Origin of the sequence: Burkholderia sp. LMU1-1-1.1, assembly GCF_040675865.1 — a bacterium.
Classification (GTDB): Bacteria; Pseudomonadota; Gammaproteobacteria; order Burkholderiales; family Burkholderiaceae_D; genus Rugamonas.
Genome location: NZ_JBEGHG010000012.1, coordinates 365,574 through 381,918, shown reverse-complemented (window position 1 = coordinate 381,918; position 16,345 = coordinate 365,574). Strand labels below are relative to the sequence as shown.

20 protein-coding genes are annotated in these 16,345 nt (G+C 62.8%); 8 read left to right on the top strand and 12 right to left on the bottom strand.

Annotated elements, in window-relative coordinates; translation table 11 throughout:
- Nucleotides 1–214: 214 nt before the first annotated feature.
- The 5 genes from MRBLMU1_RS13595 to MRBLMU1_RS13575 are packed head-to-tail and all read right to left on the bottom strand — an operon-like array spanning nt 215 to nt 4,674.
- Nucleotides 215–1,000, bottom strand: coding sequence for a competence/damage-inducible protein A (locus MRBLMU1_RS13595; protein ID WP_363502140.1), 786 nt, complete (start codon nt 998–1,000; stop codon nt 215–217).
- A 16-nt stretch (nt 1,001–1,016) separates the two neighbouring features.
- Nucleotides 1,017–1,859: an EI24 domain-containing protein gene (locus MRBLMU1_RS13590; RefSeq protein ID WP_363502138.1), complete on the bottom strand. Its 843-nt coding sequence runs from the start codon at nt 1,857–1,859 to the stop codon at nt 1,017–1,019.
- Nucleotides 1,859–2,854, bottom strand: a complete 996-nt coding sequence (locus MRBLMU1_RS13585; protein ID WP_363502136.1) for a sterol desaturase family protein — start codon at nt 2,852–2,854, stop codon at nt 1,859–1,861. Before MRBLMU1_RS13585 ends, MRBLMU1_RS13590 begins: the two co-directional genes overlap by 1 nt.
- Nucleotides 2,855–3,649 carry a polysaccharide deacetylase family protein gene (locus MRBLMU1_RS13580; RefSeq protein ID WP_363502134.1) on the bottom strand — a complete coding sequence of 265 codons (795 nt, stop codon included), beginning with the start codon at nt 3,647–3,649 and terminating at the stop codon, nt 2,855–2,857. It lies immediately after the preceding gene.
- A gap of 56 nt (nt 3,650–3,705) precedes the next feature.
- Nucleotides 3,706–4,674, bottom strand: coding sequence for a cytochrome D1 domain-containing protein (locus MRBLMU1_RS13575; protein ID WP_363502132.1), 969 nt, complete (start codon nt 4,672–4,674; stop codon nt 3,706–3,708).
- Nucleotides 4,675–4,837: 163 nt separating this feature from the next.
- Here MRBLMU1_RS13575 and MRBLMU1_RS13570 point away from each other — a divergent pair, with 163 nt between their 5' ends.
- The gene (locus tag MRBLMU1_RS13570; protein ID WP_363502130.1) at nt 4,838–5,194 is read left to right on the top strand and encodes an FKBP-type peptidyl-prolyl cis-trans isomerase; all 357 of its coding nucleotides are present in this window, start codon (nt 4,838–4,840) and stop codon (nt 5,192–5,194) included.
- A 3-nt stretch (nt 5,195–5,197) separates the two neighbouring features.
- Here MRBLMU1_RS13570 and MRBLMU1_RS13565 read toward each other — a convergent pair whose 3' ends face one another.
- Entirely contained in the window at nt 5,198–5,968 is a 771-nt protein-coding gene (locus MRBLMU1_RS13565; protein ID WP_363502128.1) for a hypothetical protein, read from the bottom strand.
- Between the two features lie 203 nt (nt 5,969–6,171).
- On the opposite strand from MRBLMU1_RS13565, the gene MRBLMU1_RS13560 reads away from it, so the two are divergent.
- Nucleotides 6,172–6,459 (top strand): HU family DNA-binding protein, encoded by a 288-nt coding sequence (locus tag MRBLMU1_RS13560; protein WP_090316135.1) that lies wholly within the window; start codon nt 6,172–6,174, stop codon nt 6,457–6,459.
- 190 nt (nt 6,460–6,649) lie between these two features.
- The gene (locus MRBLMU1_RS13555) at nt 6,650–6,901 is read left to right on the top strand and encodes an acyl-CoA-binding protein (RefSeq protein WP_363502126.1); all 252 of its coding nucleotides are present in this window, start codon (nt 6,650–6,652) and stop codon (nt 6,899–6,901) included.
- Nucleotides 6,902–6,948: 47 nt separating this feature from the next.
- On the opposite strand, the gene MRBLMU1_RS13550 is transcribed toward MRBLMU1_RS13555, so the two are convergent.
- On the bottom strand, nt 6,949–7,719 hold the full coding sequence (locus tag MRBLMU1_RS13550; RefSeq protein ID WP_363502124.1) for a lectin-like domain-containing protein: 771 nt from the start codon (nt 7,717–7,719) through the stop codon (nt 6,949–6,951).
- 101 nt (nt 7,720–7,820) lie between these two features.
- Nucleotides 7,821–8,102 (bottom strand): polyhydroxyalkanoic acid system family protein, encoded by a 282-nt coding sequence (locus tag MRBLMU1_RS13545; protein ID WP_363502122.1) that lies wholly within the window; start codon nt 8,100–8,102, stop codon nt 7,821–7,823.
- A 217-nt stretch (nt 8,103–8,319) separates the two neighbouring features.
- Between MRBLMU1_RS13545 and fdxA the strand changes: the two genes are divergently transcribed.
- From fdxA to nth, 5 genes are all read left to right on the top strand, one after another.
- On the top strand, nt 8,320–8,643 hold the full coding sequence (gene fdxA / locus MRBLMU1_RS13540) for a ferredoxin FdxA (RefSeq protein WP_090316142.1): 324 nt from the start codon (nt 8,320–8,322) through the stop codon (nt 8,641–8,643).
- 112 nt (nt 8,644–8,755) lie between these two features.
- Nucleotides 8,756–9,820, top strand: a complete 1,065-nt coding sequence (locus tag MRBLMU1_RS13535) for an NAD(P)/FAD-dependent oxidoreductase (RefSeq protein WP_315211802.1) — start codon at nt 8,756–8,758, stop codon at nt 9,818–9,820.
- A 248-nt stretch (nt 9,821–10,068) separates the two neighbouring features.
- Entirely contained in the window at nt 10,069–11,304 is a 1,236-nt protein-coding gene (locus MRBLMU1_RS13530; RefSeq protein WP_363502119.1) for a polyhydroxyalkanoate depolymerase, read from the top strand.
- A gap of 145 nt (nt 11,305–11,449) precedes the next feature.
- Complete coding sequence (gene rsxB / locus MRBLMU1_RS13525) at nt 11,450–12,166, top strand: electron transport complex subunit RsxB (RefSeq protein WP_363502117.1); 717 nt, start codon at nt 11,450–11,452, stop codon at nt 12,164–12,166.
- Nucleotides 12,163–12,810: an endonuclease III gene (gene nth, locus MRBLMU1_RS13520; RefSeq protein WP_363502115.1), complete on the top strand. Its 648-nt coding sequence runs from the start codon at nt 12,163–12,165 to the stop codon at nt 12,808–12,810. Before rsxB ends, nth begins: the two co-directional genes overlap by 4 nt.
- 66 nt (nt 12,811–12,876) lie before the next feature.
- Here nth and proB read toward each other — a convergent pair whose 3' ends face one another.
- From proB to rplU, 4 genes are all read right to left on the bottom strand, one after another.
- The gene (proB, locus tag MRBLMU1_RS13515) at nt 12,877–13,995 is read right to left on the bottom strand and encodes a glutamate 5-kinase (RefSeq protein ID WP_363502113.1); all 1,119 of its coding nucleotides are present in this window, start codon (nt 13,993–13,995) and stop codon (nt 12,877–12,879) included.
- 228 nt (nt 13,996–14,223) lie between these two features.
- On the bottom strand, nt 14,224–15,333 hold the full coding sequence (gene obgE / locus MRBLMU1_RS13510) for a GTPase ObgE (RefSeq protein ID WP_363502111.1): 1,110 nt from the start codon (nt 15,331–15,333) through the stop codon (nt 14,224–14,226).
- Between the two features lie 112 nt (nt 15,334–15,445).
- Nucleotides 15,446–15,727: a 50S ribosomal protein L27 gene (gene rpmA, locus MRBLMU1_RS13505; protein ID WP_090316164.1), complete on the bottom strand. Its 282-nt coding sequence runs from the start codon at nt 15,725–15,727 to the stop codon at nt 15,446–15,448.
- Between the two features lie 38 nt (nt 15,728–15,765).
- Entirely contained in the window at nt 15,766–16,077 is a 312-nt protein-coding gene (rplU, locus tag MRBLMU1_RS13500; RefSeq protein WP_008445658.1) for a 50S ribosomal protein L21, read from the bottom strand.
- Between the last annotated feature and the right edge of the window lie 268 nt (nt 16,078–16,345).

The window sequence follows — 16,345 nt, the reverse complement described above, 5'->3', positions numbered from 1 at the left end:
GTGGCGACCGGTGATGACGCACAATAATTTGCAACCGTAGTTTATTTTTCGCAAAAAAACAACGGCGTTTCTCCCCTATGGAGGAACGCCGTGAATGCATGTGACCGTTAAGTGACAACCATGTGGCGAGTGCGCGCGGGAGGGTCCGGCGGCGCGGCGATGTCGAAGCGCTATCGAGCGATAGCGGCGCGACATCACCCGATACTGGCGCGCATTAAATGTTGTTGAACTCTACATTGAGCTTCTTGAGTTCCGCGCACATGTGCCCGAACGCGTCGAGCGTCTGGGCCGGTTCGCCTTTGACGCCGAGCTCGATGTGGCGGCGGGTGTTGGCGTCGCCCACGCTCGGCAGGCTGAACACCTTCACGCGCGGATAGCGGGCCTCGATCTCCACCATCAGCGGCGTCAGCGCCGATTCGGCCGTCTCGTACACCAGCACCGACTGCTCCAGGTGCGGCTCGCGGTTGAACAGGTCGGCGTAATGGTGGTCGAGCACCCACTCGATCATCGGCCAGGCCATCACCGGGAAGCCCGGCACGAAGTAATGCTTGTGCAGCGCGAAGCCGGCGATGTTGTTGTAGGGGTTGGGGATCAGCGCCGCGCCCTGCGCGAACTCGGCCATCTTGAGGCGGTGCAGGTTCTCGGCCGAGTTCAAATCGACCTCGTGGCCGGCCTCCTGCCCCATCTGCACGATGCGCTGCTGGATGTTGATCTTGCCCTGCTCGTGCAGCACCAGCGGCAGGCCCAGCGCGTCGGCGGCGGCCAGCCGGGTGTGGTCGTCCGGCGTGGCGCCGATGCCGCCGCAGCAAAACACGATGTCGTCGCTGGCGAAGGTGCGCTGGAGCGTGGCCGTGATGCGCGCCGGGTCGTCGGCCAGGATTTCCGCCCACGCCAGCTGCAGGCCGCGCGCGGCCAGCATTTGCACCACTTTCGGGAAATGCTGGTCGACGCGCCTGCCGGACAGGATTTCGTCGCCGATGATGATGAGTCCGATCGCCATGATGAGTTCCGTTTTCTTAAAATTCCGCCGGCGCCGGCTCGGCCTTCATGGCCTCGGCGGCGCGCATGCGCGCCAGCGCTTCGAGGCAATAATAGGCGAACCACAACGCGGTGAAGATAAACACCAGCACATACAGCCAGATCGACGCGGCTGCCAGGAAGGGGAAGAATACCACCGCCATCACGCCGCCCAGCCAGATCGCGCCCGGCAGGGCCCCGGCCGCGCCGGACACCACGCCGATGGCGATCAGCGGCCAACGGTGCTCGGCCAACAGCTGGCGGCGCTCGTCGGCGCTGGCGTAGTCGGCCAGCACGTCGTAGACCATCATGCGGCTGGTCAGCCAGCCCCACAGCAGCGCCTGCACGAACACGGCCAGCGGCGGGAACACGTACAGCGGCAAGGTCAGCAACCACAGGCCGATGAAGGCGGCCATGCCGCCCAGCGCCACGCCGACACTGCCGAGCACGCTGCCGCCGTTGCGCTGCTCCAGTTGCGGATAGTGGCGGGCGCCGATGTGGCGCAGGATCACCGGCATGGCGATGACGCCGATGAAGATCAGCGCCGTCAGTATCATCAGCGGTAGCAACAGCAGCATCGCTATCAACGGCACAACGACTGTTTTCAAAGCGCCAAGGCCGAGCGAGCTCAGGAAGCTGCCGCTGTAGCTGAACACGCCATATTGCGAGAACGTGGCGTGGACGAAATCGATCAGCGGCTGCAGGCCCAGGTACAGCAGCACCGCCCACACGCCGACCGCCAGCAGGAAGGGCGCCAGGCTCATCAACAGCAGCTTGCCGTGCCATTGCGAGGCGAAGGCGCGGCCCCAGGCGCGCGCCACCGCGGGGAATCCGCCCGCCATCAGACGGTATCCTTGCGCGCGTACTCGACCATGCGCTTGAGCGCCAGCCAATGCTGCGAGAAGAAGCCCCGGCCGTATTCGCGGCCCGGCTTGACGACGCCGCCCGCCTCCGCCTGCGGCAACTGGTCGCGGATGCCGGTGGCGACGAATTGCGGCGTGAAATTGGCGGTGCGGAAGATGATGTCCCAGATCGGCAGCAGCACCGCGAAATTGCAGCCGCCCAGGGTGCCCTTGCCGTTCGACTCGTGGCCGACGCCGATCGCGTGGTGCATGCGGTGGTAGCGCGGCGACACCAGCAGCCACTCGCCGACCTTGCCGAAGTGGATGCGCACGTTGGCGTGCTGCAGGCTTTGCAGGATGCGCGACACCGACACCAGCATCACGTATTGCGACGGTTCGACGCCGATGCCCAGCGCCAGCACGCCCATGTAGACGTCGCGCAGCATGTCGTCGAGCAGGTGGTTGCGGTTGTCGCTCCACAGGTTCATGTTCTGCTGGCTGTGGTGCAGGCCGTGCAGCGCCCACCACCAGTTGAAATGGTGCGAGGCCCGGTGATACCAGTAGTCGAAGAAATCGAGCACGACGAAGTAGACCAGGAAGGCGCCCAAGGGGCTGATGCCCGGCCACAGCGACTCCAGGTTGAACGGCTGGAAGCTCTCGAAGCGCAGCATGCCGGCCACGCTGTCGAGCAGCGGGTCGAGCGTGAAGAAGACCAGTATCGGGAACAGGCCGATCCGGTGCAGCACCGTGTAGATGAAGTCGTTCCAGCGGGCGCGCGGATCGGTGAACTTGTGGACCGGGATCATCGCCTCGAGCGGACGCAGCACCAGGAACAGCAGGGTCAGCTCCAGCACGCCGATCAGCAGCCACTCGGTGCCCTCGAAGGCTTCCTCGATGAATTCGCCGAAACCGAGCTGGAACACCAACGGCTGGATCACCGTCTCGAACAACCAGCCCTGGGCCAGGCCCAGCCAGTCTGAAAGTAGTTGGATCATTTAATGGTGCGATGTGAAAGAAGTTTTGTAATCAGGGTGCTCGCGCAACGTGGCGAAGCAAAAGCCTTTTTGCTCCAGGCCGCTGATCAGGGGCTCCAGGTTGGCCGGCGCCCACGGGTCCTTGCGCGACCAGATGCCCATGTGCGCGACGAAAATATCGCCGTCACGCAAATCCCTCAACGACTTCTGCAACAATACCGCATTCGGGTAGGCCGTGCTCGACAGCTCATCGCCGGAGAAGCCGGCCGGCGCCCAGCCGACATGCGCGTAGCCGCAGGCCTTGGCCGCCGCCAGGGTGCCGGGCGAGGTGCGCCCGGCCGGCGCGCGCCAGATCGGATCGAGGTGTTTGCCGGTCAGCTCGACGAAACGCTGGTCGACCCGCTTGATTTCCCCGCAATATTGAGCCGGCGTCAGCGTGCGGATCTTGCCGGCCGAGGCGCCGAAGCCGGGCTTGACCTTGAAGCCGGCGCCGCCGTCCTTGACCAGCACGTCGTGATCGAAGGTGTGCGAGCCGATCGCATGGCCCTCGGCCACGCGCGCCTTCCAGTACGCCGCCCACGCCGGATCGAGCGAATAGTCGCCGCGCACGGTTTTCTCGTTGGCGAGGAAGAAGGTGGCCTTGATGTTGTGGCGCTTGAGCGTCTCGGCGATCAGTTCGGCCTGCGACTGGCTGCCGGTGTCGAAGGTCAGGTAGAGGGTGCCCTTGCAGGCGCCCGGCGCCGCCGCGAAGGCCGGAACGGCCGTCCCTACCGCCAGCGCGGCCAACCACCCCCACCCCGGGGTCAGTGCCGACATTCGGACACGAGCTCGTGTCCGAATGTCGGCACTGACCCTCGCGGTGGGGCGTTTCATTAGCGTTGTGCGGAGTTGAAGAAGAACACGCCGTGCGGCGAGCGCCCCACCGGTATCGTCTTGACCAGCTTGCGCGTGGCCAGGTCGATCACCGCGACTTTTTTGATCCAGCGCAAGGTGACCCACATGGTCTTGCCGTCGGCCGTCACTTCCATGCAGTCCGGGCCGCCCGGCACGTTGATCTGGCCGACGTTTTCCAATGTCTTTTGATCAATCACGTTGATCGAATTGGAAACACGGTTCGACACATAGGTATAACGGCCGTCGCCGGCCGAACGGAAGTTGTGCGCGCCCTGCCCGGTCTTGATGCGCTTGACGGTTTTCTGCGCCTTCCAGTCGATCACCTCGACGTAGTCGCTGCCCATGATGCCCACCAGCAGATACTTGTCGTCCGGCGTCATCGCGATACCGGCCGGCAGCTTACCGACCGGCAGCGTCCACTTGACGGTCTGCGTGACCAGGTCGATGGCGCTGACCTGGTCGCTGCCCTGCTGCGTGATGAAGACCATGTTGCTGGCGGCGTTGAAGGCCATGTGGCTCGGCAGCTTGGCCAGCGGGATGCGCTTGCTCAAGGTCATGTTGGCGCCGTCGTAGCGGTACAGGTCGACGCGGTCCAGCCGCAGCGAGGCCGACACGAACCATTTCTGGTCCGGCGAAAAGCCGATCTGGTACGGGTCGAGGATGTCCTTGACGGTGCGCTGGATCTGGCCGCTCTTCGGATCGAGGAAGATCAATTCGTTGCCGACCGAGCTGGCGACGATCAGCGACTTGTTGTCCGGCGTCGCCATCAGGTGGTGCGGCTCCTTGCCGACCGGGAAGGTCGACAGGTCCTTGTAGGTGCTCTGGTCCAGCAACTGCACGGTAGCATCACGCGAGTTGAGCACAACGACAACATTGGCCTGCGCGCTGCCGATGGCAATCGCGGCGCAAACACAGGAGAAAACCAGACGGCGGACACTGCGGAGCATGAAGAAATCGCTTAGAAGGACTAAACGTTTATTTTACGTGCAAACCGGGCCGTCACAAGGTAAAAGCGGACAATTATTCCTATCCGTAATGAAGCGCGGCGGCTGAACCACAACGCCCTGCTACAATTGTCGGCTGTGTTCAACGAATCTAGAAGGAATAACCATGACCACCATCACGACCGAATCGGGCCTGCAGTACATCGAACTGACCGTTGGCGAGGGCGATGAGGCCAAAGCCGGCCAGAACGTCACCGTCCACTACACCGGCTGGCTGCGCAACGACGACGGCACCAAGGGCCCGAAATTCGACTCGAGCAAAGACCGCAACGACCCGTTCGAATTCGCGCTGGGCGCCGGCATGGTCATCCGCGGTTGGGATGAAGGCGTGCAAGGCATGAAGATCGGCGGCGCGCGCCAGTTGATCATCCCGGCGGAACTGGGCTACGGCTCGCGCGGCGCCGGCGGCGTGATTCCGCCGAACGCCACGTTGATTTTCGACGTGGAACTGCTGGGCGTCTAAGCTTTAACGCTGCCAATTGCGCCGCAGGGCCTCGAACTCTGCGCGCGTATCGAGCATGCCGCCGACGATGCGCTGGTCGATCGCCTCCAGCACCGCCGCCGGCATCTCCGTGCCCGCCATCCGGTACGCGGTCATCTGCGCCGACGGCCGCACATTCTGCACCATCACCGGTATCCGCCACTCCGCGCTGACGCGGCACGCCACCCCCACCAGATCCTGGCTCAGTCCCACCACCGTGAAGGTGCGGCAATAGCCACCCTCGTTCGACAGAAAACTCAGCCCGACCCGCACATCGCCCTCGGACGGCGCGGCGCCGCCCATCTGCTGGCTCAGGACGGCGTCGAGCCTGCCCTGCGCCACCAGCATGCCGTTGCGGCTGATGACGGTGGTCGGCGCCTTGGCCGGATCGGCCAGCCACGCCGGCTGCCAGTGCGCCAGGCCGAACTTGCCGACCGCCAGCCCCACCACCAGGACCGCGCCCAGCGCGCTCCACTCGCGCCAGCCCAGATGCCGCCTGACCGCCTTGCGCGCGGCCTGCTGCGTGGCCACGCGCTGCGCCCGCACCGCCGCCAGCTGCACCACCTTGGCCTGCGAGCGCATCGTCGCGCCGGACGGCGGCTGCTCGGCGAACACGCCGTCGCGCCCGGCGCGCAAGCGCGCCACGCGGCGGGCGATGCTGCTGTCGCGCCGCATCGCGTCCTCGACGGCGCGACGGGTCGCGTCGTCCAGTTCGCCGACCGTGTAGGCAATCAGTGTCTCGTCCGAAAAGCTCATGTTCACGTCCTTAGTCGCTCCATCATAAACCTTTTTTTCACCGGATGCGGGTCTGTCAGGATCGCGTAAGCCCTTTAAATACAAGGGTTTTATTGCGCCGCAGCGTGGCACGGCAACTACTGTAAGGCCTACTTCGTACAGAAACCATTACATTTGACAATATTTATGCTAATCTGCGCGCTCTAATAACCAAGGAGGTAGTAATGAAAAAAGGCGAATTGATTGCAGAATTTGCGAAACGCACGGAGATGTCTGCTGCCGCCGCCAACGGTGCGGTGAACACTCTGATCGCGATCGTGACTGAGCGTCTGAAAAAAGGCGACACGGTTGGCATCACCGGCTTCGGCACCTTCTCCGTCGCCAAACGCGCCGCACGCAAAGGCCGCAATCCTGCAACCGGCGAAGCGATCAAGATCGCCGCGTCGAAGACCCCGAAATTCTCGGCCGGCGCGACCCTGAAGTCGGCTGTCAACCCGACCAAGAAAAAGTAATCTTCGCTAGCAGGCTGTGTTCGTGCCCGCGAGGGCACCGGAAACGGCGGCCCATGGCCAGGTCCCCGACCTGCCATGGCCGCCGTTCTGTTTTGGGGACGCCGTTTTTGAGGATGCCCTCTAGCGGCTTTCGGCGCCGCGCCGGGTATGATGGGACATATTCACCAGCCACCATACCAAGGAGATGTAAATGAGCTTACAAGAGCAATTTGAACAAGCCCAGGCGGACTCGAAGAACCTGCCGGAACGTCCCGACAACATGACCCTGCTGAAGATCTACGCGCTGTTCAAGCAAGCGTCGTCGGGCGACGCCACCGGCGAGCGTCCGGGTTTCACCGACATGGTCGGCCGCGCCAAGTTCGACGCCTGGGCCGCGCTCAAGGGCACCAGCGCCGACGAGGCCAAGCAGCAGTACATCGACCTGATCGAAGACCTGAAGTAAGCCCGCCGGCCGTACGGACAAAAAAAATCCCCTCGCGGGGATTTTTTTTAGCGCCGCTTGCGGCGGCTGGCCCATCCCACCAGGCCCAGCCCGCCCATCAGCATCGCGTACGTGGCCGGCTCCGGCACCGCCGAGACGCTGAACCCGGTGATGCGCTGGTCGGCGTAGCTGCCGCCGGTGCCGCCGGTGAAGCCGATATACATCGCGCCGCCATACTTGACGTTCAGGTCGACGCTGGCGGCGTCGCTGACCGCGTAGCTCAGGCCGGTCGAATGGTCGATCAGCGTGCCGCCCATCGTCAGTTCGTGCGTGAGCGCGTTGTAGGTCACGGTCTCGGTGCCGGTCACGTAATTGGCCGCGCCCAGGTTGAAGCCGGCGCTCTTGACGCCCTGGACCACGCCGTTGGTGCTCAGGCCGACCGCGTTGTTGTCCCAGCTCCGGATGATCGAGCCGACCGCGCTGGCGCCCGAACCGCCGATGTTCCAATAACCGAGGTCGCCGCCGCCGTTGCCGACCACGTTGTCGCCCTGGTTCTGGAACACCAGCGCGATGCCGTCGGCCATCTTGCCGTTGAAGCCGTTGCCCAGCAGGGAAAACGAGAACGTGGCGCTGAACGATTCGGTGGTCGGGATGGTCTGCGTGAGCCAGCCCGCGCCGGCCGAGCCGCTGTTGCGCGTCAGTTGCAGATCGCCGCCGGCCATGGTGGCGCTGCCGACGCGGTTCAGCGTCAATAGGTCGATCGAGGCGGCGCTGGCGGAACCGCTGAACAGCGCGGCGATGGCGGCGGCGATGGCGCCGTGGGCGAACCGGGTAGGCATGGGCTGGTGTCCTTTGGGCAGGTTGAATCATGTAAATTATACACAAATAATTCTTATTTGTAATTTACATTACCCAAAAACAACACGCCCACAACCCACCATCAAGGCGCGGCGAACACCGTGCGCATCTTGTCGGCCACCTTGCCCTCGATCTGCGACGAAAACGCGCTGAATAGGAAGCCGAGGGCGATTTGCAGCCGCGCCCGGGTGGGCTCCAGGGTCAGGGTGCCGTCGACGCCGCTGCGTTCGAAGCGCAGCACGTCGCCGTCCCAGCGGCATTCCAGCTCGAATTGTTCGGCCAGTTTGTCGGCCACCTGTTGCGCCGCCGCGCGGGCCTGCTCCGGCGCAAGGTTGTGTTCCTGAACGATGTTAATGTCCGCCATGCGGCTTCCTCGATAAATCAACAAAGCCGACATGATGCCAGTTGGCCCGGCGTCACGCTAGTCCACGGGGGCGCTTACGCATTTGCTTATATGTATTGTATATAAGCGCAATTTGTGAGAAATAGCGAATTACCTTAAAATACAGTGCTTTGCTGAGGTTAGCCGGGCCATCCCACCGCCGCCGACGCCGCTGCACACCAACATTGATAGGACTGTTATGACCCACGTTGTCACCGAATCTTGCATCAGCTGCCGTTATACGGACTGCGTCGATGTTTGCCCGGTAGATTGTTTCCGCCAAGGCCCGAACTTCCTCGCCATCGATCCGGACGAGTGCATCGACTGCGCCGTGTGCGTGGCCGAGTGCCCGGTCAACGCCATTTTCGCCGAGGAAGACGTCCCCGGCGACCAGCAGCAATTCATCAAGATCAATGTCGATCTCGCGCGCCACTGGCCTTCGATCACCAAGACCATCGCGCCGTTGCCGGAAGCCGACGAGTTCAAGGACGTCAAAGAAAAACTGCACCTGCTGGTACGCTAAGACGAGTTTGTCTGGCCGGGCAGCACCGGGCAGCGTCATCCGCGGGCGCCAAGTCGAGCGCCGCACAGCCTTGTGTTCGCCCAACCACCATTGAAATCACAGGAATATACGAATGAATAGCACTGTCACCCCTCCAGGCGTCATCGAAGCCGATGCCGTCATCATTGGCGCCGGCCCGGTCGGCCTGTTCCAGGTCTTCGAACTGGGCCTGCTGGAAATCAAAGCCCACGTCATCGATTCGCTGGGCGCGGTGGGCGGACAGTGCGTGGAACTGTATCCGGACAAGCCGATCTACGACATCCCGGCCGTGCCGTCGTGCACCGGCCAGGAATTGACCGACAACCTGCTCAAGCAGATCGAGCCGTTCGAGCCGACCTTCCACCTGGGCCAGGAAGTGACCAAGGTCGAGCGCCGCGACGACGGCCGTTTCGACGTCGAAACCAGCGCCGGCACCCGTTTCACCACCAAGACCATCTTCATCGCCGCCGGCGTCGGCTCGTTCCAGGCGCGCACCCTGAAGGTCGACGGCATCGAAGTGTTCGAAGGCTCGCAGCTGCACTACAAGGTCAAGGACCCGGCCATCTTCGAAGGCAAGAACATCGTCATCTGCGGCGGCGGCGACTCCGCGCTGGACTGGGCCCTGAACTTCGTCGGCAAGGCCGAATCGGTCGTTTTGCTGCATCGCCGCGAAGATTTCCGCGCCGCGCCGGCGTCGGTCGCCAAGATGAAAGCCTTGTGCGACGACTACGAGATGCAGCTCATCATTGGCCAGGCCACCGGTTTCGAGGCCAAGGACGACAAACTGAGCGAGCTCAAGGTCACCGGCGCCGACGGCGTGACCCGCCGCGTGCCGCTCGACATGCTGCTGGTGTTCTTCGGCCTGTCGCCGAAACTCGGCCCGATCGCCGAATGGGGCCTGGACATCGAGCGCCGCCAACTGAAGGTGCAAAACACCGAGAAGTTCGAGACCAACGTCCCGGGCATCTTCGCGGTGGGCGACATCAACACCTATCCGGGCAAGAAAAAGCTGATCCTGTCGGGCTTCCACGAGGCGGCGCTGGCCGCGTTCGGCGCCGCGCCGTACATCTTCCCCGACAAGAAGATCCACATGCAGTACACCACGACGTCGCCGAAACTGCACAAGGTGCTCGGCGTCGAGACCCCGGTCTTCGATTAAAGCCGGTTGCGCGCCACGGAAACAACGGCAAGGTGGTGCGTAGGGTGGTGTCCTACACAAAAGCAGCGGAAACGCTGCTTTTTTTATGGGTTCGGCGGTACTATTATCTGGCCAGTGGCGTATTGCGTACGGAAGACACGCTTTCTTGGAGGTATCTAGAAATGCTTGGCGCCACAAACAAATACTCTATAATTGGCTTATGATGTGATGTATTGGTGCACCGCACCACGCTTTGACCGGGAAGACCTATGCTCTACCAACTGCACGAAATGCAACGCACCCTCCTTTCGCCCCTGATGCAATGGGCGGACGCGACGTCCAAAATCCTGACCAATCCGGTCTCGCCGCTGGCGCACACGCCGTTTTCGCAACGGATCGCCGCCGGTTACGAACTGATGTACCGGCTCGGCAAGGACTACGAAAAGCCGGCGTTCGAGATCGACTCGACCGTCATCCACGGCGAGACGATCGGCATCATCGAACAGGTCGTGGTCAACAAAGCGTTCTGCCGCCTGATCCACTTCAAGAAAGACCTGGACGACAAGCGCACCAAGGCGCTGAAGCAGCCGACCGTGCTGCTGGTGGCGCCGCTGTCGGGCCACCACTCGACCCTGCTGCGCGACACCGTGCGCGGCCTGCTGGTCGACCACGACGTCTACATCACCGACTGGACGGACGCCCGCATGGTGCCGGTGTCGGAGGGGCCGTTCCACCTGGACGACTACATCTATTATGTGCAGGACTTCATCCGCCTGCTGGGACCGGACCTGCACGTGATCTCGGTGTGCCAGCCGACGGTGCCGGTGCTGGCGGCCATCGCGCTGATGGCCACCGACAAGGACCCCAAGCTGCCGAAGACGATGACGATGATGGGCGGCCCGATCGACCCGCGCCGTTCGCCGACGGCGGTCAACAACCTGGCCACCGAAAAGAAGTTCTCGTGGTTCGAGAACACCGTCATCTACGCGGTGCCGCCGAACTATCCGGGCTTCGGCCGCAAGGTCTATCCGGGCTTCCTGCAGCACGCCGGCTTCATCGCCATGAATCCCGGCCGCCACGCGCAAAGCCACCGCGAGTTCTACAGCCATCTGGTTGAAGGCGACGACGAGCCGGCGGAAAGCCACCGCAAGTTCTACGACGAGTACAACGCCGTGCTCGACATGCCCGCCGAATACTATCTGGACACGATCAAGACGGTGTTCCAGGACTTCGCGCTGCCGATGGGCACGTGGAAGGTCGGCGGCAAGCTGGTGCGTCCACAGGACATCACCACGGTCGCGCTGTTCACCGTCGAGGGCGAGCTGGACGACATCTCCGGCGCCGGCCAGACGCAAGCGGCGCACGACCTGTGCACCGGCATCCCGGCCGAGATGCAGCAGGATTACGTCGCCCCTGGCGCCGGCCACTACGGCATCTTCTCGGGCCGCCGCTGGCGCGAAATGGTCTGCCCGAAGATCACCGAGTTCATCCAAAAACACGGTTAATCGGCAAACCCGACAAGATCCCTGCCCTGCGCAGGGATTTTTTTTGCCGCGACAGCGCCGGCGGTAAGGTTTTTCGGCCCGGCCGGCGCAGATATCGGATAATGGCGCTTTATCGCCCTATCGCTTTCCCGCGCCATTCACCGCCGTGCCCACCACTAAAACACTCGCCGACCGCATCGAAGACGCTCTGCCGCAGACGCAATGCACCAAATGCGGCTATGACGGTTGCCGTCCGTATGCCGAGGCGATCGCCGCCGGCGCGGCCGACATCAACCAATGCCCGCCCGGCGGCGCCGAGGGCATCGTCCGGCTGTCGGCCGTCACCGGCCGCAAGGTCATCCCGCTCAATCCCGTCAACGGCGTCGAGCGCCCGCGCGCGGTCGCCTACATCGACGAAGCGCTGTGCATCGGCTGCACCTTGTGCATCCAGGCCTGCCCGGTGGACGCCATCGTCGGCGCGGCCAAGTTGATGCACACGGTCGTGCCGGACCTGTGCACCGGCTGCGACTTGTGCGTCCATCCCTGCCCGGTCGACTGCATCGTCATGTATCCGGTCACCGAGACCACCGGCTGGGCCGCATGGAGCCAGGCCGACGCCGACGCCGCGCGCGAACGGCACGACTTCCGCGCCATGCGCCTCAAGCGCGAGAAGGACGAGAACGACGCCCGCCTCGCGGCCAAGGCCAGCGCCAAGATGGCGGCGGTCGAAGCGCTCGACCCGGCCACCGACGCCGACGCCGCCGAGAAGGAACGCAAGCGCGCCATCATCGCCGCCGCGATGGAACGCGCGCGCCTGAAAAAAGAGGAAGCCGCGCGCGCGGCCGCCGACGCCAAGCCTGTAGATGGAAACCCGCCTGAATGAATCCAGCCAAACGCCAAGAAATGTTCGAGCGCTTCCGCGCCGCCAATCCCAGTCCCAAGACCGAACTCGAATACACAACGCCCTTTGAATTGCTGATCGCCGTGCTGCTGTCGGCGCAGGCCACCGACGTCGGCGTCAACAAGGCCACGCGCAGGCTGTACCCGGTCGCGAACACGCCGGCGAAGATTCTGGAATTGGGCGAGGAAGAGTTGAAGTCCTATATCCAGACCATAGGCCTGTACAAGACCAAGGCCAAGAACGTCATCGCCACCTGCCGGATACTGCTGGAGCGGCACGGCGGCGAAGTGCCGCACGACCGCGAATCGCTGGAGGCGTTGCCGGGCGTGGGCCGCAAGACCGCGAATGTGGTGATGAACACCGCGTTCGGCGAGCCGACGATGGCGGTGGACACGCATATCTTCCGCGTGTCGAACCGCACCGGCCTGGCGCCTGGGAAGAATGTCGACATCGTCGAGCAAAAGCTGTTGCGGTTCGTGCCGAAGGAGTTTTTACAGGATGCGCACCATTGGCTGATCCTGCACGGACGTTACACCTGCAAGGCGCGCAAGCCGGAATGCTGGAACTGCATCCAGCAGGACCTGTGCGACTACCGCCAAAAGACGCCGATGCCGGATGGCCTATAAACGATAACGGCCCGCACCAGCAAAGTAATCTGGAGGCACACATCGCTACCCGCCGCTATCCAGCCGTTACACCAGCACCAGGTTGTCCCGGTGGATCAACTCGCGCCCCTCCACGAAGCCGAGGATCGCCTCGATCTCGCTCGACGGCTTGCGCATGATGCGCCGCGTCTCCGCGCTGGTGTAATTGGACAGTCCGCGCGCCACCGGCAAGCCGCTCTCGTTCACGCACGTGATCACCGCGCCGCGTCCGAACTCCCCCTTCACCTCCACCACGCCGATCGGCAGCAGCGACTTGCCCTCGCCGGTCAGCTTCTGCACCGCGCCCGCGTCCAGCACCACCTGCCCCGCCGTATGCAGATGATCGGCCATCCACTGCTTGCGCGCCGTCAGATGCCCGGTCTGCGCCGCCAGCTCCGTGCCAATGGACTCCCCACCAGCCAGGCGCTCCAGCACATTATCCTCGCGCCCATAAGCGATCACCGTGTGCGCGCCCGACTTGGCGGCCCGCTTGGCGGCCAGGATCTTGGTCAGCATGCCGCCGCGCCCCAAACTGCTGCCGGCGCCGCCGGCCATCGCCTCCAGCGCCAGGTCGCCCGCGCGGCCCTGCTGGATCAGCACCGCCGCCGGGTCCTTGCGCGGGTCGGCGCTATACAACCCCTTCTGGTCGGTCAGGATGATCAGCGCGTCGGCCTCGATCAGGTTCGCCACCAGCGCGCCCAAGGTATCGTTGTCGCCGAATTTGATTTCGTCGGTGACGACCGTGTCGTTCTCGTTGATGATCGGGACCACGCCCAGGCGCAGCAAGGTGGTCAGGGTCGACCGCGCGTTCAGATAACGTTCGCGGTCGGCCAGGTCGGCGTGCGTCAGCAGCACCTGCGCGGTGCGCAGTTCGTGCGCGCGGAAACTGGTCTCGTAGATTTGCGCGAGTCCCATCTGGCCGACGGCGGCGCAGGCCTGCAGTTCGTGGATATCGGTGGGGCGCTGCTCGAAGCCCAAACGCAGCATGCCTTCGGCGATGGCGCCGGAGCTCACCAGCACCACCTGCTTGCCCATGGCGCGCAGGGCGGCGATCTGCGCGGCCCAGCGCGCGATGGCGGCGTGGTCGAGGCCGCGGCCGTCGTTGGTGACTAAAGACGATCCTACCTTGATGATGATGCGCGTGGCTTTTTGTATGACGGAATTCATGGGTGCGACAGTCTCATAACAGTCTTGTTACATGCGGGACGTGAGTCCGGATCCCCGGCGCGAGCCAGGACGTACATTGCTGAGTGCTGTGAAGGGCCGGGTGGATGACCCGTTCTTGCCGCGGCAGACGCCCGTCCCGGGATGCGGGACGGCGCTGTTGTGGAAAGCATAACCAGCGAATAGCTGATTATGCCGGTGATGCGGATTTTTATCGAGGACTAGTCGTGCTTAATCGAGAATTTTAAAACGGGGATCGTCCGGATCGATCGAGGAAATGCCGCGCGCTTCCTCCGTCATCTGCGTTTCTTCCGAACGTTGTTCGGAATGGCGCTTTTCCTCGAGGTGCATCTGGATCGCGTTGACCAGTTCCTGGGTGCCGTCGTGGCTCAGCGCGGAGATCTCGAACACGGGACCCTTCCAGCCGAACTTCTTGACGAAATCCTTGACGGTTTTCTTGCGATCCTCTTCCGGCACCATATCGAGCTTGTTCAGCACCAGCCAGCGCGGCTTGTCGACCAGCGACTCGTCGTACTTTTTCAGTTCGTTGACCAGGGCCTTGGCTTCCTTGACCGGATCGACGTTGGTCTCGAACGGCGCCAGGTCGACGATGTGCAGCAGCAGGCCGGTACGCTGCAGGTGGCGCAGGAACTGGTGACCCAGGCCGGCGCCCTCGGAAGCGCCTTCGATCAAGCCGGGAATGTCGGCGATCACAAAGCTCTTCTCGTGCGAGACACGGACCACGCCCAGGTTCGGGTGCAAGGTGGTGAACGGGTAGTCGGCGATCTTCGGACGGGCGTTCGACACGGCCGAAATAAAGGTCGACTTGCCGGCGTTCGGCATGCCCAGCAAGCCGACGTCGGCCAGCACCTTCAGTTCCAGGCGGATTTCGCGGCGTTCGCCTTCCTTGCCCTCGGTCTTTTGACGCGGCGCGCGGTTGGTCGAGGTCTTGAAGTGGATGTTGCCCCAGCCGCCCTCGCCGCCCTTGGCCAGCAGTTCCATCTGGCCGTGTTCGGTCAGATCGGCCAGGATTTCGCCCGAGGCGTCGTCGATGATCAGGGTGCCGACCGGCATGCGCAGGTGGATGTCGTCCGCGCCCTTGCCGTAGCAATCGGCGCCACGGCCAGGTTCGCCGTCTTTGCCGCGGTGCATCTTGGAGAAGCGGAAATCGACCAAGGTGTTGATGTTACGGTCCGCTACGGCCCAGATCGAGCCACCCTTGCCGCCGTCGCCGCCGTCAGGGCCGCCGAACGGGCGGAATTTTTCACGGCAAAACGAGGCACAACCATTGCCGCCGTCACCACCGATCACTTCAATTTTTGCTTCGTCGATAAACTTCATGATGTACCGCCATAAAACTAAAAAGGCCCTACCGTGGGCAGAGCCTTTCGATTGAAGGCTCGCGCCTTACAAGGGGACGGCCGGGCGCGGGGCGCCTGGCCGTGAGCGTGATTTACGCTGGTACTGCAGCTGCTGGAGCGTTTGGTACGACGGTCACGAATTGCTTCGAACCTTCGCCCTTGACTACGAACTTGACCTTGCCGTCCACCAGAGCGAACAGGGTGTGGTCTTTGCCCATGCCGACACCTTCACCAGCGCGCACCGGGGTGCCGCGTTGACGAATGATGATGCCGCCAGCATTGATCGATTGACCGCCGTAGACTTTTACGCCCAGACGCTTTGACTCTGAGTCACGACCGTTACGCGTTGTGCCGCCGCCTTTTTTGTGTGCCATTTAAGACTCCTTGGATACTAATTCTCGGGCAAACGGAATTAACCGTTGATCGATACGATTTGGATTTCGGTGTAATTTTGGCGATGGCCTTGATGCTTCTGGTAGTGCTTACGACGACGCATCTTGAAAATCTTCACTTTATCGTGACGACCGTGTGCCACAACAGTAACCAGTACCTTTGCACCCTCAACCAGGGGAGCACCAAACTTGATGCTTTCGCCTTCGCCAACGGCGAGGACCTGATCGATGGTGAGTTCGGAACCAATGTCTGCCGGTATCTGTTCTACTTTAAGTTTTTCGCCAGCGACAACTTTGTATTGTTTGCCACCGGTTTTTATGACCGCGTACATGATTTGAAACCTCATCAAATGTTAAGAAAATTCCCTCCGCCGCCAGCGGAACTGCATGCGTGGTGATCGGGGAACCGCTGATTATACATGGGATGCCAATTCGCGTCAAAAACTATTCACAAATGGCCGATGGCGTGGTATGTCGACAAGCTTGCATGATGATGGGCGGCGTCCAGGCGTTAGCTGAATAACAAAGGAGTTGTCTGAAACGGGGGGGGACGCCCCTGTGGGCTGGGGCATGTCGTATAATCTCGGCACCAATAGTCCA